Annotated in this window: 22 protein-coding genes and 1 pseudogene; 12 read left to right on the top strand and 11 right to left on the bottom strand. The window is 62.2% G+C overall.

Annotated elements, in window-relative coordinates; all coding sequences use genetic code 11:
• Positions 1-61: 61 nt before the first annotated feature.
• A complete protein-coding gene (locus GGQ66_RS11005; RefSeq protein WP_183792417.1) occupies positions 62-1129 on the bottom strand; it encodes an Ldh family oxidoreductase in 1068 nt (355 codons plus the stop codon).
• A 173-nt stretch (positions 1130-1302) separates the two neighbouring features.
• Between GGQ66_RS11005 and GGQ66_RS11000 the strand changes: the two genes are divergently transcribed.
• Complete coding sequence (locus GGQ66_RS11000; protein WP_183792415.1) at positions 1303-2289, top strand: GntR family transcriptional regulator; 987 nt, start codon at positions 1303-1305, stop codon at positions 2287-2289.
• On the opposite strand, the gene GGQ66_RS10995 is transcribed toward GGQ66_RS11000, so the two are convergent.
• Positions 2290-2955 (bottom strand): GntR family transcriptional regulator, encoded by a 666-nt coding sequence (locus GGQ66_RS10995; RefSeq protein ID WP_183792413.1) that lies wholly within the window; start codon positions 2953-2955, stop codon positions 2290-2292.
• A 167-nt stretch (positions 2956-3122) separates the two neighbouring features.
• Here GGQ66_RS10995 and GGQ66_RS10990 point away from each other — a divergent pair, with 167 nt between their 5' ends.
• The gene (locus GGQ66_RS10990; protein WP_183792411.1) at positions 3123-4241 is read left to right on the top strand and encodes a mandelate racemase/muconate lactonizing enzyme family protein; all 1119 of its coding nucleotides are present in this window, start codon (positions 3123-3125) and stop codon (positions 4239-4241) included.
• Between the two features lie 101 nt (positions 4242-4342).
• A complete protein-coding gene (gene hpaI / locus GGQ66_RS10985) occupies positions 4343-5149 on the top strand; it encodes a 4-hydroxy-2-oxoheptanedioate aldolase (RefSeq protein ID WP_183792409.1) in 807 nt (268 codons plus the stop codon).
• Between the two features lie 59 nt (positions 5150-5208).
• Here the strand turns inward: hpaI and GGQ66_RS10980 are convergent, their stop codons facing one another.
• From GGQ66_RS10980 to denD, 4 genes are read right to left on the bottom strand one after another with little or no spacing between them, the layout of a single operon-like run.
• The gene (locus tag GGQ66_RS10980) at positions 5209-6720 is read right to left on the bottom strand and encodes an aldehyde dehydrogenase (NADP(+)) (RefSeq protein WP_183792407.1); all 1512 of its coding nucleotides are present in this window, start codon (positions 6718-6720) and stop codon (positions 5209-5211) included.
• A 26-nt stretch (positions 6721-6746) separates the two neighbouring features.
• A complete protein-coding gene (locus GGQ66_RS10975; RefSeq protein WP_183792406.1) occupies positions 6747-8531 on the bottom strand; it encodes an IlvD/Edd family dehydratase in 1785 nt (594 codons plus the stop codon).
• Entirely contained in the window at positions 8528-9418 is an 891-nt protein-coding gene (locus GGQ66_RS10970) for an NAD(P)-dependent oxidoreductase (RefSeq protein WP_183792404.1), read from the bottom strand. The genes GGQ66_RS10975 and GGQ66_RS10970 overlap by 4 nt, the downstream gene beginning before the upstream one ends.
• Positions 9415-10398 carry a D-erythronate dehydrogenase gene (denD, locus tag GGQ66_RS10965; protein WP_183792402.1) on the bottom strand — a complete coding sequence of 328 codons (984 nt, stop codon included), beginning with the start codon at positions 10396-10398 and terminating at the stop codon, positions 9415-9417. Before denD ends, GGQ66_RS10970 begins: the two co-directional genes overlap by 4 nt.
• Positions 10399-10574: 176 nt before the next feature.
• Here denD and GGQ66_RS10960 point away from each other — a divergent pair, with 176 nt between their 5' ends.
• The 6 genes from GGQ66_RS10960 (at position 10575) to GGQ66_RS10935 (ending at position 17207) form a co-directional block, all read left to right on the top strand.
• Entirely contained in the window at positions 10575-12026 is a 1452-nt protein-coding gene (locus GGQ66_RS10960; RefSeq protein WP_183792400.1) for an FAD-binding oxidoreductase, read from the top strand.
• Positions 12027-12088: 62 nt separating this feature from the next.
• A complete protein-coding gene (locus GGQ66_RS10955; protein ID WP_183792398.1) occupies positions 12089-12802 on the top strand; it encodes a FadR/GntR family transcriptional regulator in 714 nt (237 codons plus the stop codon).
• 356 nt (positions 12803-13158) lie between these two features.
• A complete protein-coding gene (locus GGQ66_RS10950; protein ID WP_237358883.1) occupies positions 13159-14328 on the top strand; it encodes a fumarylacetoacetate hydrolase family protein in 1170 nt (389 codons plus the stop codon).
• Between the two features lie 7 nt (positions 14329-14335).
• A complete protein-coding gene (locus tag GGQ66_RS10945; protein ID WP_370686337.1) occupies positions 14336-14869 on the top strand; it encodes a TRAP transporter small permease in 534 nt (177 codons plus the stop codon).
• The gene (locus tag GGQ66_RS10940) at positions 14869-16146 is read left to right on the top strand and encodes a TRAP transporter large permease (protein WP_183792395.1); all 1278 of its coding nucleotides are present in this window, start codon (positions 14869-14871) and stop codon (positions 16144-16146) included. Before GGQ66_RS10945 ends, GGQ66_RS10940 begins: the two co-directional genes overlap by 1 nt.
• Before the next feature lie 50 nt (positions 16147-16196).
• On the top strand, positions 16197-17207 hold the full coding sequence (locus GGQ66_RS10935) for a TRAP transporter substrate-binding protein (protein ID WP_183792393.1): 1011 nt from the start codon (positions 16197-16199) through the stop codon (positions 17205-17207).
• Between the two features lie 66 nt (positions 17208-17273).
• On the opposite strand, the gene GGQ66_RS10930 is transcribed toward GGQ66_RS10935, so the two are convergent.
• On the bottom strand, positions 17274-18632 hold the full coding sequence (locus GGQ66_RS10930) for an aminotransferase-like domain-containing protein (RefSeq protein ID WP_237358882.1): 1359 nt from the start codon (positions 18630-18632) through the stop codon (positions 17274-17276).
• 158 nt (positions 18633-18790) lie between these two features.
• On the opposite strand from GGQ66_RS10930, the gene GGQ66_RS10925 reads away from it, so the two are divergent.
• A complete protein-coding gene (locus GGQ66_RS10925) occupies positions 18791-19654 on the top strand; it encodes a DMT family transporter (RefSeq protein WP_183792389.1) in 864 nt (287 codons plus the stop codon).
• A gap of 6 nt (positions 19655-19660) precedes the next feature.
• Here the strand turns inward: GGQ66_RS10925 and GGQ66_RS10920 are convergent, their stop codons facing one another.
• On the bottom strand, positions 19661-20563 hold the full coding sequence (locus GGQ66_RS10920; protein ID WP_183792387.1) for a LysR family transcriptional regulator: 903 nt from the start codon (positions 20561-20563) through the stop codon (positions 19661-19663).
• Positions 20564-20733: 170 nt separating this feature from the next.
• Between GGQ66_RS10920 and GGQ66_RS10915 the strand changes: the two genes are divergently transcribed.
• Positions 20734-21924, top strand: a complete 1191-nt coding sequence (locus tag GGQ66_RS10915; RefSeq protein WP_183792385.1) for an MFS transporter — start codon at positions 20734-20736, stop codon at positions 21922-21924.
• A 29-nt stretch (positions 21925-21953) separates the two neighbouring features.
• Positions 21954-22787, top strand: a complete 834-nt coding sequence (locus GGQ66_RS10910; protein WP_183792749.1) for an aldo/keto reductase — start codon at positions 21954-21956, stop codon at positions 22785-22787.
• Between the two features lie 25 nt (positions 22788-22812).
• Here GGQ66_RS10910 and GGQ66_RS10905 read toward each other — a convergent pair whose 3' ends face one another.
• The 3 genes and pseudogenes from GGQ66_RS10905 to GGQ66_RS10895 all read right to left on the bottom strand — a co-directional run.
• Positions 22813-23712 carry a DMT family transporter gene (locus GGQ66_RS10905; RefSeq protein ID WP_210287239.1) on the bottom strand — a complete coding sequence of 300 codons (900 nt, stop codon included), beginning with the start codon at positions 23710-23712 and terminating at the stop codon, positions 22813-22815.
• 19 nt (positions 23713-23731) lie between these two features.
• Positions 23732-24934, bottom strand: coding sequence for a mandelate racemase/muconate lactonizing enzyme family protein (locus GGQ66_RS10900; protein ID WP_183792383.1), 1203 nt, complete (start codon positions 24932-24934; stop codon positions 23732-23734).
• Between the two features lie 92 nt (positions 24935-25026).
• A pseudogene (locus tag GGQ66_RS10895) lies at positions 25027-25118 on the bottom strand (2-hydroxyhepta-2,4-diene-1,7-dioate isomerase); the annotation flags it as partial.

Here is a 25118-nt window from a genome sequence, read left to right as displayed (position 1 = left end):
TGCCGCGGCTTTGCGCCACGGTGCGGCTTCTCTCCTCCCTGTTCGGTGTCCGCCGGTTGTTTTAAGGGCTGGGCATGGGTACGGCGTAGCGCCGCGCCAGTCTTTCGAAGGCAACGAGCGTGACCGGATCAACGGTCACGCCCAGCTTGTCGCGGAGTGCTGCCACCGCCCATTCGCGGTCGCCGGGTGCCATCACCCGGCAGCTTTCCCTTGGTTGTGAGGCACGCAGTGTCTCCAGATAGCGCGCCATGCCCCGGTCAAAGGTATCGCGATCGATGAATGCATCGGGTTTGATGGCCAGCACGAAGGCCCCCATGCCCCTTGGTGCGGAGAAATCGGGGCCTTGCATCGGCGCGATGTCGAAGGACAGCTTCATTCCGGTCAAGATGGCGCTGAGAATTTCCGCGACACCGGCCAGGGCGGCTCCCTTGAAGCCGAATTCGCCGCCAAGTGGCGCCAGCATTTGGGCGTTACTCGCATCTTGCGTATCGAAGCCCCGTGCATCCGAGGCGACGGCGGCAGGCAGATGCTTGCCGAGGCTTCGATAGAGCAGAACGCGGTTGAAGGGCACGGCGCTGGTTGCCATGTCGAGCAGCCATGGGTTTTCGCCGGATGAGGGCGCTGCTACCGCAATGGGGTTGGTGCCGTGGAACTTTTCCGCGCCGTCATGCAGTCGCACGAAACTGTCCGAGTTGCAGAAGGTGAAGCCGATCAGGCCCTGCCGTGCCGCTTCGATGGAGAAGGCACCGGCAGGACCGAAATGCGAAGTGTTGCGGATGGCAACCGCGCCGATGCCGAACGCGCTGGCCAGCGCAATCGCGCGCTGCATGCCGGTATAGGCAGCGAGTGCGCCCTGCGCATTGTCGGCATCCAGCGTTTCCACCGCGCCGAAGTTGGTGACTGTTCGAAGCTGTGGCGCCTTGTTCAGCCGCCCGCCCTCCAGCGCCTGAATGTAGTGGGGCAGAAGGCGAATGCCGTGGCTGTCCACGCCGTGGCGGGTGCCGTGCATCATCGCCCGCGTCGCGGCATCGGCTGTGGCCTCATTCGCCCCGCACGCGCTGATTACCCGGCGGCAAAACTCATCAAGCGCAGCAAGCGGGACGCTCATCTGCGATTTGGTCTGCGACATCGTGCAAGCGCCTCCCAACGCCATCACGTAAAATGTATTGTGCATACACTAGACGTTTGTGTTATGATGCGCAACCCCCGGATCTGTGGATCGTCCATGGTCGCGGTTGCGGGATGAGGCTTCGTGTCCCATTCTCCGTGCGAAACACCGGTTCAAGGAAGGTTTGCCGCCGAATGTGCAGCCAGGTCACAGCCATTGCGCCGAAGCTTTACCGGCGGGCCTGCGAGGCGCTGGTAGCCGATATTGCAGCCGGCCTGCTCAGCGCCGGCACGCGGTTGACTGAAACGGCGGTGGCGGAGCGCTTCGGCATCAGCCGCGCCCCCGCACGTCAGGCGCTGACGGAACTGGAGCGTCTGGGCCATGTGCGCAAGGCGGAATCGCGCGGTTACGACGTGGTGGCCTTGGCCGATGCGCCGATGATGGTGCCGGTCGCTCCGGCCGAACCGGACGATCCTAAAATTCACTTCCTGCCGAGTTGGGAACTCATTTATCCCGACATCGAAATCGAGATCGTCTCGCGCACATCGCTGGCCAGTTGGCGAATCAATGAAGCGGTGCTTGCCAGGCATTACGGTGTAAGCCGCACCGTGGCGCGGGACGTGGTGGCGCGGTTACAGCAGCGCGGCATCGTACAGAAGGATGACAAGGGGCGCTGGTACGCGCCGGCGCTGACACCAAAGCATATTGAAGAGCTTTACGAGCTGCGCTGGGTGCTGGAGCCGCTGGCGCTGGAAAAGGCGGCCACCAATCTGCCGGAGGGGCTGCTTGCCCGAATGCGCGCCCATATCGAAGCCGCCCTTGCGGCGGTCGACGCCGATGGCGAGGCGCTCGACGCGCTTGAGCAGGAACTGCATGTGGAACTGCTCGGCCATTGCGGCAATGACGCGCTGATGCGCGCCATCAGCCTGCCGCAGGCGTTGCTGGTCGCCCACCATTTCCTCTATCGCTGGACCAGCGAACTGTTCGATACCGAACCGTTCCTGCCGGAACATCTGGAGATCGTGGCGCGGCTTCAGGCGGGCGATGTGCCGGGCGCGCAGGCTGCGCTTGTTCATCACCTGAAGATTTCCCGCCAGCGCGCCATGCTGCGCATTCAGGCGGTGGCGCAGGTTATCGAGCCCGATGAACTGCCCTATCTGGAGCGGCTCGAGCCGGTCTGATCAAGCCGGTGCCATCAGGCGCACCTGCCGCAGCGTGTTTTCCCGGCTGCGTTTCAGGTGAGCCAGAAGAGCCGCGACCGCCTGCCCTTGGTCGTCGGCTTCGATCGCGCAGAGAATGGCGCGATGTTCGCTCACCGACCGGTCATATTCGCCGGGAACCGAGACGAAAAGCGTATGCGTCTGGCCCAGAATGCGGGCATGGGTCTCGATGATGAGCGCGATGCCCGAGGCTTCCACCAGTGCGCTGTGAAAGGCGCGGTCATAGCTTAGTGCCCGGGCGAGATCATCCAGCGATGTGCCGTCGGCATAGGCCCGGTGCCCCTCCAGGCTTTCCGCCAGCCGGGCTTTCAGGGCGGCATCCACATGGCCGGCCTCGAATGCCGCTTCGAGCGCGCCTTTCTCGATCAGGATGCGGGCGGCGTAAAGCGCTTCCACATCCGCTTCGGTAAAGCTCCGCACAGCCATGCTGCGCCGGGCGGTCGCCACCACCAGCCCGTCCGCCTCCAACCGCAGACAGGCTTCCTTCACCGGCGTCGGGCTGATGCCGAGATCGGCGGCGAGTTCATTGGGTAAAAGCCGCGTGCCCCCGGCCAGTTTCCCGCCGATGATGCGGGCGCGAAGCTCCTGATAGGCCTGCTCGGCAAGAGTCGTCTTGATCATGCTCATGAGGAAAAGATCACTCAACCATCGGATCATGGCAAGCGACAAAAAAATAAAAAATTTTTTATTTTATTTGAGGTGCGTTTAGCGTTACGAAAAGGGAAGACGTCGGCTTGTCGGACAACTTGTTCCGTTTGCTGCCGACGTGACCAGCCGGGAGGAGGAGCCCCACCATGAAGATCACATCCGTTGAACCGTTCATTCTGCACTTGCCGCTGACGTCGGATTCCATTTCGGATTCCACCCACTCGATCACCCACTGGGGTGTCGTCGGCACCAAGATCACCACCGCCGAGGGGCTGGAGGGGTACGGCTTCACGGGCACCCATGCGCATCTGCCATCCGACCGGCTCATTACCGCCTGCATTCGCGATTGCTATGCCCCGCTTCTGATCGGTGAGGACGCCAACGACCATCAGCGGCTCTGGACCAGGCTTGCCCGTTACCCCTCGCTGCAATGGGTAGGTCGCGCCGGCATCACGCATCTGGCGCTTGCGGCGGTGGATGTGGCGCTGTGGGATTTGAAAGCCAAGAAGGCGGGGCAACCACTCTGGAGCCTTCTGGGCGGCGCGCGGACCGAAGGGCTCGAAGCCTATAATACCGACATTGGCTGGTTGTCCTTTTCGAAGGACGCGCTTCTCGCGGGGGCAGCGCGGGCAGTTGAAGAAGACGGGTTCACCCGCATAAAGATCAAGGTCGGCCATGACGATCCGAATGTCGACATTGACCGTCTTGCCGCCGTTCGCCAGCGGCTCGGCGGTGCTGTGCGCATCGCCATCGACGCAAACGGAAAATGGGACCTGCCGACGTGCCAGCGCTTCTGCGAAAAGGCCCGCGACCTCAATATCTACTGGTTCGAGGAGCCGATGTGGTATGACGACATTGCCAGCCACGCAGCCCTTGCCCGCAACACTGCGATCCCCGTCGCGCTAGGCGAGCAGCTTTACACCGTCGATGCGTTCCGGGCCTTCATCGCCGCCGGCGCGGTGCATTATGTGCAGCCGGACGTGACGCGTCTGGCCGGCATTACCGAATATATTCAGGTGGCCGATCTGGCGCTGGCGCACCGTCTGCCTGTGGTGCCCCATGCCGGTGAAATGAGCCAGGTGCATGTGCATCTGAGCTACTGGCACCCGGCCTCGACCATTCTGGAATATATTCCGTGGATCAAAGACCACTTCCACGAGCCCTCCAACGTTATGGACGGCGTGTTCCTCAGGCCGCAACAGCCGGGCGCCAGCACGACGCCGCTGCCTGAAAGTTTCGCCCGCTACGGCAAGAGTTTGGGATAATCTCAGAAACGGACGGATTCGCCCGAAACCGGCTTTTCGCCTGATGGTCGTTCAGCCTAGAATGGCCATCAGGTTGTCTGACACTCGAGAAGGAGAGACACATGCCCGCCCCGAAGAACACGTTCAAGCAGGCGCTGAAGGAGGGGCGGGTGCAGATCGGCCTCTGGCAGGGGCTGACCACCGGTTATGCAGTGGAGATCTGCGCCGGTACGGGTTACGACTGGCTGTTGATCGACGGGGAACACGCGCCGAGCGACATTCCCATGCTTTCCGAGCAGTATCAGGCGGCCATGCACTCGAAGAGCCACCCCATTGTTCGCCCGCCCATCGGCGAAACCTGGATCATCAAGAAGCTGCTTGATGTCGGCTTCCAGACCTTGCTCATTCCGATGGTCGAAAGCCGGGAGCAGGCCGAAGCGCTGGTAAAGGCCACGCGCTATCCGCCGCATGGCGTGCGCGGCGTGGGGGCCGCCATGGCGCGCGCTTCCGATTACAGCCGTATTCCCGATTACCTCGAAACCGCCAATGAGGAAATCTGCCTTCTGGTGCAGGTGGAAAGTCGCGCCGGGCTGGCCGCACTTGATGAAATCGCGGCGCTCGACGGTATCGACGGTATCTTCATCGGTCCCGCCGATCTCGCGGCTGATATGGGCTATCTCGGCCGTTCGGGCTCCGAGCCGGTGCAGGCGGCGATTGCCGATGCCTTCACCCGCATCCGCGCGCATGGCAAGGCGCCCGGCATCCTGACCGGCGATGCCGCGCTTGCCAAGCGCTACGAACAGCAGGGCGCCCAGTTCATCGCCATCGGCATCGATGTCATGCTGCTCGCCTCCGCCTGCGAGAAGCAGCTTGCTGCGTTCCATGCCGCCAAGCCGGTGGAAGGCCCGGTGGGCGACAAGGTCTATTGATCCGTCGCTACTCCAGCGCCCAACAAAAAAGGCCGCCCGGTGGGCGGCCTTTTCGATTGTCAGGCGAGGTCTTCGGGAAGAACGCCCTCGGGAATGTTCTGGTAGGATACGGGCCGCAGGAAGCGGCGAATGGCCATGGTGCCGACCGAGGTTGCGCCAAAATTGGTTGAGGCGGGGTAGGGGCCGCCATGCACCATTGCGTCACAGACCTCGACACCGGTCGGGAAGCCGTTGGCGAGAACGCGGCCTGCCTTGCGCTCAAGAACCGGCAGAAGCTTGCGGCCAAGACCGACATCGGCATCATCGAGATGCAGCGTTGCCGTCAACTGGCCTTCGAAGCTTTTCGCGACGGCGACCATCTCTTCGGTGCTCTCGACCGTGACGATAAGGCCGAGCGGGCCGAACACCTCTTCCGAAAGTGCGTGGTTGGCCAGCCAGTCCTTCGCGGTGACACGGAAAAGATAGGGCGTGGCGTTGCGCAGGTTGCAGGTGGAGGTCAGAATTTCCCTGACGCCGGCCCCGGCTGCAACACGGTCGCGCCCGTCGCGATAGGCCTTGGCAATTCCATCCGTCAGCATGACCTGCGGACCGACCTCGGAAAGCGCGGCGCGGGCGGTCTCTGCAAAGGCATCGGCCTGGTTCGAAAGAATGACGGCGATGCCCGGATTGGTGCAGAACTGGCCCGCTCCCATGGTGAGTGAGCCGGCCCAGCCCTTGGCGATGGCCTCGCCGCGGGCCTTTACCGCTTCCGGAAGGAGGAACATCGGGTTCACGGAACCGAGTTCGCCAAAGAAGGGGATCGGTTCGGGACGCGAGACGCAGAGATCGAACAGTGCGCGTCCGCCGGCCAGCGAACCGGTGAAACCAACGGCCTTGATCAGCGGATGGGTGACGAGTGCCGTGCCGACATCGCGCCGCCCGCCCTGGATGAGCGAGAAGACGCCGGGGTGCAGCTTGTGCTTGCCGATCGCCGCATGCACCGCTTCTGCAATGATTTCACCGGTACCGGGATGGGCGGAATGGCCCTTGACGACAACCGGGCAGCCGGCCGCGAGTGCGGAAGCCGTATCGCCGCCGGCGGTTGAGAAGGCCAGCGGGAAATTCGATGCGCCGAAGACGGCGACTGGGCCTATGGGGCGCTGCATCAGGCGAATGTCCGGGCGCGGCAGCGGTTTGCGGTTCGGCAGGGCCTCGTCGTGGCGGCGGTCGAGATATTCGCCCTTGCGGATGTGGCTGGCGAAAAGGCGAAGCTGGCCGGTGGTGCGGCCACGTTCGCCTTCGAGGCGGGCAGCGGGCAGGCCCGTCTCGGAGGTGCCGATGGCGGTGATCGCCTCGGCGCGCGCCTCGATTTCATCGGCAATGGTGTCGAGGAAGGCGGCGCGCTCTTCGCGGGTGGAGTAGCCGAAGGACCAGAAGGCCTCCTCGGCGGCTTCCGCTGCCTTGTTTACGAGATCGACGGTGCCCACGGAAAAGGCGTGCGCCTCGCCATGGGCGGGCTCACTCTGAAAGGTATTGTCCGTCCCGATCCATTCACCGGCGACCAGATGCTTGCCATGGGGGGTGAAAGCCATGATGTGTTTCCTCTTGCCCTTGTTGTTCAGTGATTATGGCGCGGTGGCGTTTTTGAAAGCTGACGGAACTTGTCCGCGTCGCGGATCGTCGCCCCGTCGGCAAGCTGTGTCACCGTCTGGCGGTAGATCATCTGCCAGGGGGTGGCGTCTGCCGGTGTCGCCGGAATGCCTTCGCTCTTGCGCCGCGCGATTTCGGTTTCGTCCACCAGCATGTCGCAAAGACCATGGTTGAAATCGATGCGGATCGTGTCGCCGGTTCTCACCCATGCAAGACCGCCGCCCGCCGCACTCTCCGGCGAGGCGTTGAGGATGGACGGGCTGTCGGCGGTGCCGGACTGGCGACCGTCGCCGATGGTCGGCAGGCTCAGAATGCCACGCTTGATGAGGTGATCCGGCGGCTGCATGTTCACGACCTCGGCCGAACCCGGCCAGCCGAGTGGGCCCGCTCCGCGAATGATGAGGATACAGCGTTCGTCAATTTCCAGTGCGGGATCGTTGATGCGCTTGTGGTAGTCCTCCGAGCCGTCGAAGACGATGGCGCGGCCTTCGAAAATGCCTTCCCGACCGGGCTCCGAGAGATAGCGCTTGCGGAATTCCGGCGAGACGACGCTCATCTTCATGATGGCGAAATCGAAGAGATTGCCTTTCAGCACGAGGAAACCCGCGCGTTCCTTCAGCGGTTCGGCATAGGGCTTGATGACCTCGCGGTCATTCGATTCCCGGCCTTCGAGATTGTCCGCCATCGCCTTTCCGGTCACGGTCGGACAGGAGCCTTCGATCTTGCCGGCCTTGAGCAGTTCCCACATGATGGCAGGCACGCCGCCGGCACGGTGGAAGCGTTCGCCGAGATAGGCGCCCGCCGGCTGCACATTGGCGAGCAGCGGAATGTCGTAGCCTTCGTCTTGCCAGTCTTCGGGTTTTAACTCGACGCCCGCATGCTTGGCCATCGCCATCAGGTGTGGCTGGGCGTTGGTCGAGCCGCCGATGGCGGAGTTGACCTTGATGGCGTTGAGGAAGGCTTCGCGCGTCAGGATGTTCGACGGGCGGATATCCTCCAGCACCAGTTCCACGGCGCGGCGGCCGGTGCGATAGGCCATCTGGCCGCGTTCGCGATAGGCGGCGGGAATGGCGGCGCAACCGGTCAGCGACATGCCGAGTGCTTCGGCCATGGCGTTCATGGTGGAAGCCGTGCCCATCGTGTTGCAATGGCCGGCGGAAGGGGCGGAACTCAACGCCGCATCGAGGAACTGCTCCTTGGTAATTTCACCCGCCGCATATTTGCGCCGCGAACGCCAGATCACGGTGCCGGACCCGACCAGTTCGCCCTCATGCCAGCCGTCGAGCATCGGCCCGCCGGAAAAGACGATGGCCGGAATATCGACGGTGGAGGCCGCCATCAGCGCGGAGGGGGTGGTCTTGTCGCAGCCGGTGGTCAGAACCACGCCATCGAGCGGGTAGCCGTAGAGGATTTCGACCAGACCCATATAGGCCAGATTGCGGTCGAGTGCGGCGGTCGGGCGCTTGCAGTTCTCGAACAGCGGATGGGAGGGAAACTCGATGGGAATGCCGCCGGCATCGCGAATACCGTCGCGGATGCGCTTCGCGAGGTCCAGATGATGGCGGTTGCACGGATTGATGTCGCTGCCGGACTGGGCAATGCCGATGATCGGCTTGCCGGAGCGCAGTTCCTCAGGTGTCGTGCCGTAATTCATGAAACGCTCGAGATAGAGCGCGGTCATGTCGAGGTGGTCGGGATTGTCGAACCAGTCCTGCGAGCGCAGGCGGCGGCTGGAAGTCTTGTCGTCGCTCATCGGTTCTCCTCCCGTTGGCGGTGATTGATCTTTTCAAGATGAATGAGGAGGCCGGAATGATCGGTCTCGCCATGACCATCCGCCACGAAAGCGTGGAATTCACCGCGCACCTCTTCCGTCAGCGGCAGGCGCAGCGAAAGGCTTTCGGCCATCGAAGCCACCGCATCGAGATCTTTCAGTTGCAGGCGCGAGGGGCCTCCGGGCTGGAATGTGCGGTCCACCATACGCTTGCCATGCAGTTCGAGGATACGGCTTTCGGCAAATCCGCCGCGAATGGCGTCACGAAATTTACCGCGATCCGCTCCCCCGGCTTCCACCAGCATCATGGCCTCCGCCACCGCGCCGATGGTGATCGCCACGATCTGCTGGTTGGCGAGCTTGCACACCTGCCCCGCGCCGGAGGGGCCGACATGGGTGACGCGCCCAAGCGCGACGAACACATCCGCCAGGCTTTCAATGGTCGGGCCATCGCCGCCGGCCATCAGCGCCAGCGTTCCGGCTTCGGCGCCCACCGTTCCACCGGAAACCGGCGAGTCGATATGGGTGATGCCGCGTGCGGCCAGCTTTTGCGCATGTTCCCTTGCAGTCGGCGGCGCGATGGAGGACGTGTCGATGACGATTGCGCCGGGCTTTAGCGCTGCCGCGACGCCCGCCTCGAACAGAACCGTGCCCACGGCCTTGCCATCGGAAAGCATGGTGAAAACGATTTCGGCGTCCTTCACCGCATCAACGGCGGTTGCTGCAACCTTCGCACCATCGGCACGGAGTGCTTCGGCCTTGGCGGGGTCACGGTTCCACACCGTCAAGTCGAAGCCGGCACCCAGCAGGCGGCGCACCATGGGGGCACCCATCAGGCCGGTGCCAAGAAAGGCAATTTTCCGCGTCACAGGCTCCCTCCCAGTTCATCCTCGATATGGGCGCGGATGATCTCGTCGAAGGAGGCTTCGGCGGTGAAGCCAAGTTCGCGGGCACGTTTCGCCTCGAAGCCCGGCGCCCATCCGGCGCACATCTTCATGATCATCTCGTTCGGCTCGCGGCGAATGAGGGTGACGGCCTTGTCGCCGGCAACGCGGCGCAGTGCCTCGATCTGTTCGCCGACCGTAGCGGAAAGGCCGGGCATCGAGAGATTGCGGCGCGGGCCGACCGTCGAAAGGTCCATCGTTGCGCCATGGATGAGGAAGCCGACGGCGGAGCGCGGCGAAGTGTGCCAGTGACGCACGTCGTCGGAAACGGGCAATACGGCTTCCTGCCCGACCAGCGGTTCACGCAGGATGTTGGAGAAGAAGCCGGAGGCGGCGGCATTCGGTTTGCCGGGGCGAATGCAGATGGTCGGCAGGCGGATGCCGATACCGTCGAAGAAGCCGCGGCGTGTGTAGTCCGACAGAAGCAGTTCGCAGATTGCTTTCTGCGTGCCGTAGCTGGTCAGCGGCGTGAGGTGGAATTCGTCGGGAATGGGGAAGGGCAGTGGCGCACCGACGACAGCGATGGATGACGTGAAGACGATACGCGGGAAATAGCCATCGGTATTATGGGCGGCGCGCACGGCGTCGAACAGGAAGCGTGTGCCATCGAGATTGATGCGGTAGCCCTTGTCGAAATCGAGTTCGGCTTCACCGGAGACGATGGCGGCCAGATGGAAGATCACATCAGGGCGCGTGGCGATGAGTTTTTCCGCCGTGCCGGGGGCCGAAAGATCGCCGGTTTCAAGCGTTACCTCACCGGTGAAGCCCACGGGTGCCTGCGGCGCGACGACATCGACCAGCGTCAACTTCTTGACGGGCTTCGCCCCAAGCGCACCGTCCCGCACGAGACGTTCGGTAAGCTTGCGGCCAACCATGCCGGCGGCGCCGATAATCAGGATATGCATGCCTTTTCCTCCTCCGATCCGCGCAAGACCTCAAATCCGTGCATCCCGTGCACGTCGCGCGAAAAAGTATTTGTAAGGTTGTCTGATAACCTTATATCATGCGTTTGAAAACCGAATAATGCAGTGATCCCTCACTTCCTGCGCCATGTGCGCTGGTGGCGAGGGCGGGAGGATTGATGAGCATCGAAACGAAGGAAGTGCCAGGCCAGCCGGCTTTGGCGCTCGAGGCGGCGCTTGGCGCGGATCTTGTTCTGGGCGGTGCCGACGTCGCGCGCTATTGCAGCGACTGGCACGGCGATGTGGCGACCGGGGCGGTGGCTGTGCTGCGTCCTCGTTCGACTGAGGATGTTTCGGCCTGTGTAAGGGCCTGTGCCGCACTCGGCCTGTCCGTGGTGCCCCAGGGCGGCAATACCGGGCTTGTACTGGGGGCCATTCCCGATCGTCCCGCCAGTCAGGTGATCCTGAGCCTTGAGCGCATGACGCGCATCCGCAGCATCGATGCCGACGATTTCTCCGCGGTGGTCGAGGCGGGCGCCATCCTCTCCGAGTTCAAGGACAGGGTTGAAGAGGCTGGCATGTTCTTTCCGCTGGCGCTTGGCGCACAGGGATCGTGTCGCATCGGCGGCAATGTCTCCACCAATGCCGGCGGTATCAACGTGCTGCGCTACGGCATGACACGCGAACTGGTGCTGGGCCTTGAGGTGGTGCTGCCGGATGGCTCTGTGTTCGAAGGTCTCTCGACGCTTCGCAAGGATAATCGCGGCATCGATCTGAAGCAGCTCTTCATTGGCGCGGAAGGCACGCTGGGCATCATCACCGCCGTTGCCGTCAAGCTCATGCCGCAGCCGGAGCAGGTGGCAACGGCGCTCATCGGTCTCAATGCGCTGGATGATGCCATCACGCTGTACCGCCGTGCCCGGCGTGATTGCTGCGATCTCATGTCCGCTTTCGAGTTCATGCCGCCGCTTGCTTTTACGCTGGCGCGCGAAGCCATTCCTGATCTCGCCATGCCGATGGACGGAGGCTATCCCGCCTATGTGCTGATGGAGATTTCCGGTTCGGGTCTCATCGATATCGAAGATCTGATGCAGCGTTTCCTTGGGGCGGTGCTGGAGGACGAACTCGTGGTGGACGGTGTCATCGCCAATTCCCGCGATCAGGCGCGCAAACTCTGGCTTTTCCGCGAGGGTATGAATGAAGGGCAGGCAAAACGCGGCCCGCATCTGCGCACCGATGTATCCGTGCCCCTGTCGCGGCTGGCCGATTTCGTGCGCGATGCCGAGGCCGCCGTTACAGAGGCCCTGCCGGACTGTACCTGTGTGTCCTACGGCCATGTCGGTGATGGCAATGTGCATCTTAACGTTCTTCCGCCGGGCGATCTGCCGCGCGCCGAGATCGACGCGCGAATCTACAAGGCAAAGACGGTCATCAATACGGTTCTCGATACCTATCGCGGCTCAGTCAGCGCCGAACACGGTATCGGTCGCCTCAAGAAGCCTGATTTCGAGGCGCGTCTGCCTGCGGTTCAGCGCAAGCTTCTCAATGCCATCAAGACGGCGGTTGATCCGACTTTGGTCATGAATGCCGGTTGCCAATTGAATTACACCGGCGATTCGGGGCAAAGCTGATAGGCGTTGCCGCGCGGCTTGTCTTTGCCATGGCGACGGGTGGTGAAACGGAAGGAAGTGGCATGTCGGTGGATTTCGGTCAGATCAGGCGTAACGAGCACCTGCCGGCCCGTATTGCCGCCCAGATCGGCAGCGATATTCAGGAAGGGCGTCTGAAGCCCGGCGACAAGCTGCCGACGGAACACTTTCTGGCGAAGTCGCTCGGCGTCAGCCGGTCGGTGGTGCGCGAGGCCATTGCCCAGCTTCGCAATGAAGGGTTGGTCGAAACCCGTCAGGGCGTCGGCGCCTTTGTGACAGAGCGGCAGAGCCGCACGATCCGCATCGATGAGGGCGAGCTTTTCAAGCGCGACAGTTTCCGCGATCTGTTCCAGCTTCGCATACCGCTGGAAATCGAGGCCGCGGGACTGGCCGCTGTCCATTACAAGGAAGCCGATCTGGAACGCATTGACGAGGCGCTTGCGCGGATGACGGGTTCGGAAAAATGGACCGATGAAGGCATTGACGCCGATCTGGCTTTTCACCGTGCGATCGCCGAAGCCACGGGCAATGACTATTTCGCCCTGTTCATCGGCTTCATTGCCGAGCGGATCAGTCTGGCCATCGCCGCTGCCCGCGCACGGGTCGAGCTGGAAGAGATCGTCAACGTCACCATTGATGAGCATGTCGTGGTTCGCAATGCGATTGCCAGTCGCAATCCGAAGGCGGCCCGCGAGGCCATGCGTGCACACCTTCTCGGCGCCGCAAGCCGTGTTGATCTGACACTCGAGACCTACTGATCACGTTATCGGAATAAGAGGATTGTGGTTGGCGATGCCCGGACGGGGGCCTCGTCCTGCGTCGTGCGCGATCTCTTGCGTCACTTATCCAGTGTTATTTGCAAACATGGTGCTTCCCCGCTGGACAGGGGGAAAGCTTGCGATTAAAACACTTGCATAGTTGTCAGACATCCTGACAATAAGGCAGGTTGACTGGAGGGTCGCTTGCGGGAGGAGAGTGAAGGCATCGCCATGGCGATGCGCGTTTCGGAGGCGTGCGTCCAGCCGCGTTCCGTCCGCCGAAATCCATTCCGCATGTGATGAAACAAACGGAGGCCATGCATTGCTGGAAGCAAGGCGTGGCGGGAGGAGGAAGCTTGGGGACCAGGCATTCACTGACAAGCAATTTCATTTTGCCGGAAGACGCCACTAGCGCGATTCTGGTCGGACGCGTCTGGTCCAAGGCTGCTAACGGCCCGAGCCCGGTTCTGGTACGCGCTGGCCGCGTGCTGGATCTGACGGGACTGGCGGCCACCATGGCGGGTCTTCTGGAGATTGACGGCATTGCCGATACGCTGGCCACGGCCACCAATCTTCCGGACATTGGTGCACTCGACACCTTCCTGAATGGTGAAGCCGGTTCGCTTCTGGCGCCGGTCGATCTGCAGGCTGTCAAGGCAGCGGGCGTGACCTTCGCCGACAGCATGCTGGAACGCGTGATTGAGGAGCAGGCGAAGGGCGACGCGTCGCGGGCTCGTGCCATTCGCGAAAAGCTGGCGCCGGTTCTGGGTGACAGCCTGCGCGGCGTGGCGGCCGGTTCGGAAAAGGCAGCAGCCGTCAAGGCGCTGCTTCAGGACATGAACCTCTGGTCGCAATATCTCGAAGTGGGCATCGGTCCGGATGCCGAGATCTTCACCAAGTCACAGCCCATGTCGTCCGTCGGTTGTGGCGATACCGTCGGCATTCACCCGATTTCCGAATGGAACAATCCGGAGCCGGAAGTGGTGCTGGCAGTGCGTTCGGATGGCACCATCCTCGGCGCGACACTCGGCAACGACGTGAACCTGCGCGATGTGGAAGGTCGCTCCGCGCTGTTGCTCGGCAAGGCCAAAGACAACAATGCGTCGTGCGCCATCGGTCCGTTCATTCGCCTGTTCCACGATGCCTTCACGCTTGAAGTGCTGTCGAAGGTCCGCGTCTCGCTCATCGTCAGCGGCACGGACGGTTTTGAAATGACCGGCGAAAGCCCGATGGAGGCAATCAGCCGTTCGCCGGAAAACCTCGTTTCCCAGCTTCGCAACCGCAATCACCAGTATCCGGACGGCGCGGTGCTCTTCCTCGGCACCATGTTCGCGCCGGTGAAGGATCGTCGCGGTGCGGGCCAGGGCTTCACCCACGAGATCGGTGATCGCGTGGAGATCGCGACGCCGCTTCTCGGTCGTCTCGTCAACTGGGTGGATCGCTCCAATGCCTGCCCGGAATGGACATTCGGCACCCGCGCGCTGATGCAGAACCTCGCCGCTCGCGGCCTTCTGGACAAGGTGTGACGCCATGATCAAGACGCTGATCGATCTCTTTTACCGGTTCCTGAACATCCTTCTGGTGCTGATGCTGGCAGGCATGGCGCTGATGGTTTTCGTCAATGTCGTGATGCGTTATGCGGCGAATTCCGGCATCGATCTTTCCGAGGAAATGTCGCGTTACTTCTTCGTCTGGATCACTTTTGTCGGTGCGATCGTGGCACACCGCGAACATCTGCATCTCGGGGTTGAAACCCTTGTAACTCATTTCGGCCGCAAGGGTCGGCTGGTGCTGATGGGCATCTCGAATGCCATCGTCCTGCTTTGCTCCGGCATATTCTTCTGGGGCACCTGGGTCCAGCTTCCGATCAACGCGTCGATGGTCGCGCCTGTCTCCGGCCTTTCGATGGGCTGGGTCTACGGGATCGGCATGTTCACCGGCGGCGGCATTTTCCTGATTACGCTCGAACGTCTCGTGCGACTGGCACTTGGCCGGATCACCGATGAGGAAATCGCGGCTTTTGCCGGCGAGAACCTGACCCTCGAGCAGATGGCGGAGCGTACCTGATGACCCTTCTCGTTTTCGTCGGCTCCCTGTTGGGAGCCATGGCCGTCGGCGTTCCCGTCGCCTTTTCGCTGATGTTCTGTGGCGTCGTGCTCATGTGGTTCATGGGCATGTTCAACTCGCAGATCATCGCGCAGAACATGATTGCGGGTGCCGATACCTTCACCCTGCTGGCCATCCCCTTCTTCATTCTGGCCGGTGAACTGATGAACTCCGGCGGTCTTTCGCGCCGCATCATCGATTTCGCGATTGCCTGTGTCGGCCATATTCGCGGCGGCCTCGGCATCGTCGCAATTGTTGCCGCGCTCATCATGTCCTCCATTTCCGGCTCGGCGGCGGCGGATACGGCTGCCCTTGCCGCCATCCTTATTCCGATGATGGCGAAGGCCGGCTATAACGTACCGCGCTCGGGCGGTCTGATTGCTGCCGGCGGTATCATTGCTCCGGTCATTCCGCCGTCCATGGCGTTCATCGTCTTCGGTGTCGCCGCCAATGTGTCGATCACCAAGCTGTTCATGGCAGGGATCTTCCCCGGCTTCCTGATGGGCGTTTCGCTGATCATCACCTGGCTGATCGTGGCCCGCAAGGATAACGTGCAGCCGCTGCCGAAGGCTTCGGCGAAGGAGCGCGTCACCGCCACAGGTCGTGCAGCCTGGGCGCTCGGCATGCCGGTTATCATCCTCGGCGGCATCAAGGCCGGTGTCGTTACGCCGACGGAAGCGGCGGTCGTGGCGGCAGCCTATGCGCTGTTTGTTGGCCTGTTCATTTATCGGGAACTGAAGGTTTCCGATCTGATGCATGTATTCCTGTCGGCGGCCAAGACCACTGCGGTTATCATGTTCCTTGTCTGCGCGGCGCTGGTGTCGTCCTGGCTCATTACGGCGGCAAATATTCCGGCCGAGATTACGGGCTATATCGAACCGCTGATCGACAATCCGAAGATCCTGATGTTCGCGATCATGATCCTCGTTCTCGTCGTCGGAACGGCCCTCGATCTCACGCCCACCATCCTGATCCTGACGCCGGTACTGATGCCGATCATCAAGCAGGCGGGTATCGATCCGGTCTATTTCGGCGTGCTGTTCATCATGAACAACTCCATCGGCCTCATCACTCCGCCCGTTGGCGTCGTGCTGAATGTCGTCTCCGGCGTGGCCCGTATTCCGCTGGGACGTGTCACGGCTGGCGTCTGGCCCTTCCTGCTTGCGGAAACGATCGTGCTCTTCCTGCTCGTCCTGTTTCCCGACCTCGTTCTCGTACCGGCAAGCTGGCTTCATTGAGCCAGTCTGTCTCTGACCGCAACTTTCTCGTAACTCTGGGAGGAATGAACATGAGAAAGATCCTGAAAGCCGCAACCGCGCTCATCACCGTTGCCGCCACGCTTGGCGCAGCCCCGGCCTTTGCTGAATTCAATGCCCGCAACATCCGCGTTTCCAACGGTATCAATGCCGACCATCCCGTCGGGAACGGCATTCAGGCCATGCAGAAGTGCCTGGACGAAAAGTCCGGCGGCAAGCTGAAGCTGACGGCCTTCTGGGGCGGCGCACTCGGCGGCGACCTTCAGGCAACGCAGGCACTTCGTTCCGGTGTGCAGGAAGCGGTCGTCACCTCGTCCTCGCCGCTGGTCGGCATCGTGCCGGCGCTCGGCGTCTTCGATCTGCCCTTCCTGTTTGCCAGTGCCGATGAGGCCTACAAGGTGATGGACGGCGAATTCGGCGACATGCTGAACAAGAAGCTGGACGATGCCGGTCTCGTGAACCTGGCCTATTGGGAGAACGGCTTCCGCAATCTGTCGAACTCCAAGCGCCCCGTAACCAAGTGGGAAGACCTGGAGGGCATGAAGGTTCGCGTGATGCAGAACAACGTGTTCCTGGACACTTTCAAGAACTTCGGCGCCAACGCCACGCCGATGGCATTCGGTGAAGTGTTCTCCGCGCTGGAAACCAAGGCGATCGACGCGCAGGAAAACCCCTACGTGACCATCGACACCTCCAAGTTCTACGAAGTGCAGGCCTATGTTTCGGAAACGAAGCACGCCTACACGCCGTTCCTCTTCCTCTTCTCCAAGGCGATCTTCAACACCTACACCGCCGACGAGCAGAAGGCGCTGAGGGATTGCGCAGCAGTGGGGCGCGATGTCGAGCGTTCGGTGATCGCGGATCTCAACAAGACGTCGCTGGAGAAGATTCAGGCGGCGGGCGTGAAGTTCAACACGCTCTCGCCGGAAGAACACAAGCGCATCCTCGAAAAGTCGCAGGTCGTCTATGAAAAGCACAAGGCCGATATCGGTCCCGATGTGGTGGACAGCGTGCAGAAGATTCTGGCCGACCTGCGGAAGTAATCGCCGGACGGAATGCTAAAATGAGGCCCATGGCGGTATGCCGTCATGGGCCTTCTGCTGCCCTGTTCAGGCGTGGCTGGTCCCTGCCTTCAGTGCGGCATGGATGCGTGGGTCGGCCATGTGGGCGACGTTGAAGCGCATGAAGGCGGATGCCGTTTGCGAAGGGCTGAAGACATTGCCGGGGGCAAGCACTACATTGCGGGCGACAGCCGTCTGCGCGAGTTCGGCGGAATCGGTTCCTTCGGGAAGCCGGCACCAGAGGTAGAAGCCTCCGCGTGGCTGAAGCCAGGGTTCGATCCCAAGATCATGTAAACGCGTCGTCGTGTCTCGTCGTGCCCGTACGAGCCGCAGCCGCAACTCTTCCATATGCTTGCGATAGCCGCCGCCTGCGAGCATGTGGGCAATGAGTTCGGCGGACACGGGGCTCGGCCCCCCGAAATTCGTGGCGATCTGCAGATCGACCAATCCCTCGATCCAGTCCGTCCGGGCGGCGATGTAGCCGCATCGCACGGACGCTGACAGCGTTTTCGAGAAACTGCCGATGCGGATGACACGGGAAAGCCCATCGAGCGCGGCAAGCCGTATCGAAGGTTCCGGCTCGAAATCGGCGAAAATATCGTCCTCCACAATGATGAGGTCGTGTCGGGTGGCCGCATTCAGCAGCCGGTGCGCCACGGGCGGTGAAAGCGTTGCTCCGGTCGGGTTGTGAAGGGCGGAGTTGGTGATGTAAAGGCGGGGCCGCTCGGCGGCGAGAACCGTCTCGAAACGTGCGGTGTCTGGCCCGACCGGCGTATAGGGTACGCCAACGACCTTGACGCGGTGGGCTTTGAGAAGGGCCTGAAAATTGAAATAGCACGGGTCGTCGATCAAGACGGTATCGCCGGGATTGAGCAGTAAACGGCAGATGAGATCGAGCGCCTGTGTGCCTGAGCCGGTCAGCATCACCTGTTCCGGCGCGGCATCGATTCCTTCTTCGACAAGGCGTGCGTGCAGGAGGCGGCGAAGGGCAGGCGAGCCCCGCGTGCTGCCGTAATAGGAAAGAACGGTTTCGTTGCCGCGCGCCAGCGCTCGCATCGCCCGCCGCATCGCCTCATTCGGCATCCAGTCCGCCGGAAGCCAGCCGCAACCGGGCTTCGGCACGGTATCATCGGCATCCAGCGATTGCCGGGATACCCAGAATGGATCGACCGCCCGTGCCTTTGGTGTTTCGGCATCAGCAAGCTTCAGCGGCGGCTGGCCGGTCGCTGCCACATAGAAGCCGGAGCCGCGCCGTGCCCGGATCAACCCCTCTGCCGCCAGCCGGTCATAGGCCTCGACCACGGTCGAAGGTGAGACGCCCATGGTTGCCGCGAAGCGGCGGATCGAGGGGAGCCGGTCGCCCGGTGCGAGAAGCCGGGCTGCGATCCGGCTTTCGATTGCGGCCATGATTTCGGCTGTGCGTGTTCCGGTCGGGTTCGATGGCATCCTGATGGCTCGCAGTCTGTATGGCTCAACATATCAGTACAGTTCCTGCGTATTGTATGGATGTGTCGCTGGTCCCGCCAGTGCCTCCCGCCTAAACCGGAAGCGAAAGCGAGGATTTCATGAAAACATCTCTGGAAGGCTGGGGCAGCGGGCTGGCCGGTGTCGTCATCTTCAGCGGATCGCTACCGGCGACGCGCATCGCGGTGGCGGATTTTCCGCCGCTCTTCCTGACCTCGGCGCGGGCGGTGATTGCCGCTTTCCTCGCTGTTGTCCTGCTTCTGATTCTTCGCCAACCGAAGCCGAGGCGGGGTGATCTTGTCTCGCTGGCGCTGATTGCACTCGGTGTCGTCGTCGGTTTTCCACTTCTGACAGCGCTGGCGCTGCAATATGTGACCTCTGCCCATTCAATTGTTTTCGTCGGCCTTCTGCCGCTCGCTACCGCCATTTTCGGCGTCTTGCGCGGTGGTGAACGACCAAAACCATTGTTCTGGCTGTTCTCCGGCCTGGGCAGCGCCACCGTGGTCGGCTTCGCCGTCCTGCGCGGCGGCGAAGTGTCGCTGGCGGGTGATCTATTGATGCTCGCGGCCATTCTTGTCTGCGGTCTGGGCTATGCCGAAGGGGCGACGCTTTCCCGGCGGCTCGGCGGTTGGCAGGTCATTTCCTGGGCGCTCATCCTGTCGCTGCCTTTCATGGCAGTGGTGATGTTGGCCAGCCTGCCAGCAAGCTTCGCGGGCATCGCGCCCGGTGCCTGGGCGGGACTTGCCTATGTCTCGGTGTTCAGCATGCTGATCGGCTTCATCTTCTGGTATCGCGGGCTTGCGCTTGGCGGCATCGCGGGCGTCGGGCAATTGCAGCTTCTGCAACCCTTTTTCGGCTTGCTGCTGGCGGCCAGCCTGCTCCATGAGGCGGTCAATCCGGCCATGGTCTTCGCCACGCTGGCGGTCGTTGCCTGTGTGGCGGGTGCGCGGCGTTTTGCCCGCTGAAAGAAACTACGATTTTCCGATCCTGTCCGCGATGAAGTCGATGAAGGCCCTGACCCGTAGCGCCAGTTGCTCATGGCCGACATAGACGGCGTGAATGAGTTCAATGTCGCCCGGATTGTAATCTTCGAGAATGGCCACGAGCCGGCCGGCGGCAATGTCATCCGCGACATGGAAGGAGCCGAGCCGGGCGAGGCCCAGTCCGCTCAAGGCCAGATGGCGCAGGATGACGCCGTTATTGCCGTGCGCATTGCCGGCAATGGCAACCGTGAAGGTGGCACCGGTCTGCGGATCGCGAAAGGGCCATTCGTCCAGCGTGCGGCGGAAGTTGAAGCGCAGGCAATTGTGGGTGGCGAGATCCTGCGGCACGCGCGGCAGGCCGTGGCGTTCGATATATTCGGGCGCGGCGATGATGACACGACGGGTTTCAAGCAGCTTGCGCGCCTTCAGAGATGAATCGCGCAGCGCGCCAATGCGGATGGCGATATCCGTGCGGTCGTCCACGAGATCGACAACGGCGTCGGTCAGCGAAATATCCAGTTCCACCTGCGGATAAAGCGCCAGAAATTCGGGTGCGAGCGGCAGGATACAGCACTCACCGAAGGCAACCGAAGCGCTGACCCTGAGACGCCCGCGCGGTACCGCACCCGCGCCGCTGCCAACCAGCCGGTCGGCCTCGTCCATTTCGGCCAAAATGCGTCGCACGCGCTCCAGATAAAGCACACCTTCCGCCGTCAGTTGCAGTCGCCGTGTCGAGCGGGTGAAGAGCGGCGTGCCAAGCCGGTCTTCCAGCCGGGCAATAAGTTTGGACACCGCCGAAGGTGTGAGATGGAGCCTGCGTCCGGCTGCGGAAAAGCCGCCGGCTTCCGCCACCGCGCTGAAGACGGCCATTTCGCTGCTTCGATAGTCCATCCGGCTTTGTCTCCGTCTTCGTTATATGTGAATGCAAGTCACAACTTCTTGGAATAATATGGGCCTTCATTCTCAAGTGGCAATGCCCCATCTTGAGTTCCACCGAAACCCCATATCCCCAACGTCAACGTGCAGGCGATGTCTCCCACGCGCCGGCCGGAGGATCAACCATGCCCATTGCCCTTTATGCCCTGACGATCGCGGCCTATGCGATCGGCACCACTGAATTCGTCATCGTCGGCCTGTTGCCGACGGTCGCCAACGACCTGACCATTACCCTGCCGCTCGCCGGGCTCATCGTTTCCGTCTACGCACTCGGGGTTACCTTCGGTGCCCCGGTGCTGACGGCACTGACCGGCGGCGTTGCCCGCAAGCCGCTGCTGCTCGGTCTCATGTTGCTGTTCATCGCCGGCAATACGCTGGCCTCCGTTAGTCCCGATTATGAGGTTCTACTCGTCGCCCGCGTGCTGTCGGCCTTCGCGCATGGCGTCTTCTTCTCGGTTGGCGCCACCATCGCCGCCGATCTCGTGCCGGAAAACCGACGGGCCTCGGCCATCGCGCTGATGTTCATGGGCTTGACGGTCGCCATCGTCACCGGCGTACCGCTCGGCACGTTCATCGGTCAGACCTTCGGCTGGCGCGCCACCTTTGCTGCGGTTGCCGTGCTCGGTCTCGTCGCCTTTGTCGCCATTGCGGCTCTTCTGCCGGGCAATATCCGCAAGGCGCCGCCGGCCTCGCTCATCGACCAGCTCAGCGTGTTGGGCTCCGGCCGTCTGCTGATCGTCTTTGCCATGACGACGCTGGGTTACGGCGGCACCTTTGTTGCCTTCACCTATCTCGCCACCATTCTGCAAACGATTACCGGTTTCGCCGCCGGCCATGTCAGCCTCATCCTCGTGCTGTATGGGGTGGCGATTGCGGTCGGTAATCTCGTCGGCGGGCGGATTGCCAACCACAACCCGGTGCGGGCGCTCGCCTTCATTTTCCTGGCGCTGGCAGTGGTACTTGGCCTCTTCACCTTCACCGCGGCGGCAAAGCTGCCCGCTCTGGTAACGCTGGCTGCGCTCGGCTTCCTGTCCTTCGCCACCGTGCCGGGTCTTCAGCTTTATGTCGTTCAGCTTGCCCAGCGTTTCCGGCCGGGCGCGGTGGATACGGCATCGGCACTCAATATTGCCGCTTTCAATCTCGGCATTGCGCTCGGTGCATGGCTCGGCGGCCTCATCGTCGCCTCGCCGCTCGGCCTTGGGGCCACGCCGTGGGTCGGCGCACTGCTTTCCGTCGGCGCGCTGCTCCTGACGCTCTGGAGCGGTCTGCTCGACAGGCCCGCCAAGGCCGACGCCGCCTTTGGGCGGGTGGCCTGAAACACACAAGAAAAGGATATTAAATGACCATGCACACCGTCACCGCAAACGGCGCCTCCATTCCCGCCATCGGCTTCGGCACCTTCCGCATGCCCGGCAACGACGTTATCAACATCGTGCCGCACGCGCTCAAACTCGGCTTTCGCCATATCGACACCGCTCAGATCTACGGTAACGAAGCCGAGCTCGGTGAAGCGATTGCGGCTTCCGGCGTTGCTCGCGGCGATCTGTTTCTGACGACCAAGGTCTGGGTCGAGAACTACCCGCGCGAGGCGTTTCTCACCTCCGTCGACGAAAGTCTCCGCAAGCTGAAGACGGATTATGTCGATCTGCTGCTTCTGCACTGGCCCAATGACGCCGTGCCGCTTGCAGAGCAGATCGAGGCATTGAATGCCGTTCATGCCATGGGCAAGGTGCGCCATATCGGCGTGTCGAACTTCACCATCGCGCTGATGCAGGAAGCTGTGCGGCTAAGTGCGGCTCCGCTCGTTACCAACCAGATCGAATATCACCCCTATCTCGACCAGACGGCGGTGGTCGCCGCAGCGCGCCGTGCCGGCCTTTCCGTCACCGCCTATTATGGCATGGCGGATGGCAAGGTGTTCGATGATCCGGTGCTGAAGGAGATTGCCGCCGGTCATGGAAAATCGGTGGCGCAGGTGGTGCTGCGCTGGCTGGTGCAGCAGGAGGGTGTCATTACCCTTTCGAAGACGGTGAGTGCTGCGCGTGCTGCGGAAAATTTCGCGATTTTCGACTTTGCCCTATCCCCTTCCGAAATGGCGGTGATCCACGCGCTGGCGCAGCCGGAGGGGCGCATCGTTTCGCCACCGGGCCTTGCCCCGGTGTGGGACAAGGCGGCCTGAGGGATGTTCGGAAAGCGGGGAGGGTCTATCCCCGCTTCTTCAACTGCTGTTCGCGGAAGAAGATGAACAGGCCCGATCCGACAATCAGTGCCGCGCCGAGCACCATGCCCGTGTGCGGCACATCGCCGAAGAACAGCCAGCCGAAAACGACCGCCCACAGCAAAAGCGTGTATTGCAGCGGCGCGACGGTGGCGGCGTCGGAAATCTTCAGCGCGCGGTTGACCATGACATGCGCGGTCATCGCCACGATACCGAGCAGGAAGAGCAGACCGAGATCAGTGGTGGAGGTGATGGGGCTCCAGTCGAAGGGGGCGACCAGAACGCCGGCAATCAGGGCGCCTGAAATCTGGAAGAAGACAAGCGACCGATCCGGTGTGCCGCGCAGACTGCGGCCCGAAATCATCATGAAGGCGAAGGCGAGTGTGCCGAGAATGGAAATAATCGCCGGCGGCGAGAAGATCGCTTCGGAAGGATTGAGCGCGATGATGACGCCGACAAAGCCGATGGCGATCGCGGTCCAGCGGCGCCACCCGACTTTCTCGCCCAGCAGGAAGGGCGAGGCGGCGGCAACATAGATCGGTGCGGCAAGCCAGTAGGTCATGACATCCGCAAGCGGCAAATACATCACGGCGAAATAGAAGGCGAATACCTCCATCGTCGAGAAGAATACGCGCGCCGCCTGCATCAGCGGCCTCTCTACCCTGAAAACGGATTTCAGACCTGCACTCCAGAGAAAGGGCGCAAGAATGACGAGGGCGGCGAGCGAGCGGATGAGGATGACCTGCCCGATGCCGTAGCTGGCAACGAGCCATTTGCCCATGGCGTCGTTCAGTGAAAACATCAGCATTCCCGCCAGCATCAGCGCCGGGCCGGCGATGGCAGGCAAGGCGCCGCCAGCGGCGGGCGGTTGGGTGGTTGCGGACATGGTTCCTCCCGTCCTTTTCTCAGAGCATTTCAAGGGTTGAACGGCGGCGGCTTACTGTAAACGCCTTGTCCAGTTCCGGGTTCAGTTCCATGCCAAGGCCCGGACCGGGTGGCACGGTAATCATGCCGTTCTTCACTTCGGGCAGGGCGGTTACGAGATCCCGATACCATGTCCGGTAGAAGGCGCGAACGCTTTCCTGCACCAGCGCGTTGGGCGCGTTGAGCGAGAGGTGGGTTGATGCGCACAGAACGACCGGCCCTGTACAGTCATGCGGCGCGACCGGCAGGTGCCATGCTTCCGCCATGGAGGCGATCTTGCGCGCTTCGGAGAGGCCGCCGCACCAGGAAATGTCGAGCATCACGACGCCTGCTGCGCCGGTTTCCAGATAATCGCGGAAGCCCCAGCGCGAAGCGAGTGTTTCCGAAGCCGAAATCGGCGCGGGCGACACTTCGGCGTAGCGCTTGAGGCTTGCAAGACTGTCCATCTTGATCGGGTCTTCGTGCCAGAAGGTGCCGTAGGGTGTCAGCGCTCTGGCGATCTGCATGGCGGGCAGCAATTGCCACATCGAATGGAATTCGACCATGATGTCGATCTTGTCGCCAACGGCTTTCCGGATCCTGTCGAAGGGTTCAAGGGCGGCCTTGAGGTCACCGGGTGAAATATATTGCCCGCGCGTCTTCTCGGCAGCGGCATCGAATGGCCAGATCTTCATGGCCGTGATGCCCTCTTCCAGCAGCGAATGTGCCAGTTCATCGGCGCGATGCAGGAAGCCGTTCAGGTCGTCATAGTCACGGCCCTCGGCCAGACCGTAATTGGCTGTCGTCTGGCCTGTTGCCTTCTTGATATATTCAGTGCCCGCACAGGTGTTATAGGTGCGGATTTCCCGGCGCGTGAACCCGCCGAGAAGCTGGGCGATGGGTTGGCTCGTTACCTTGCCGAAAATGTCCCAGAGCGCGATGTCGAAGGCGGAATTGCCCCGGACTTCCGCACCCGAGGAGCGAAAGCCGACATAGCCGACGAGGTCGGCTGCCAGCCTGTCGATTTCCAGCGGATCGCGGCCGATCACGCGCGGGGCGATATATTCATGCACATAGGCCTCGACCGTCTCTGCGCCGAAGAAGGTCTCGCCCAACCCGGTAATGCCCTCGTCCGTATGGACAAGCAGCCAGATAAGATTGCTGCGCTCGGCAACGCGAACGGTTTCAAGTGCGGTGATTTTCATGGCTTCCTCCCAGCCGGTCTCGCCATGCGGGTCTCCTCAAACCCTTGTCGCATGGCGTCGGAGGCAACCTTGCGGCTGCCTCCGCGTCACAATCAAATATCGGCGACGAATGTCTGTTTTTGCGTGCCGAGGCCCTCGATTCCGAGTTCGACGGTATCGCCGGCCTTGAGGTAGCGCGGCGGCT

The sequence above is a fragment of the Allorhizobium borbori genome (assembly GCF_014196535.1).
GTDB lineage: Bacteria > Pseudomonadota > Alphaproteobacteria > Rhizobiales > Rhizobiaceae > Ectorhizobium > Ectorhizobium borbori.
The sequence above is the reverse complement of the archived record's forward strand: the minus strand, read 5'-3'. Positions and strand labels throughout refer to the sequence as shown.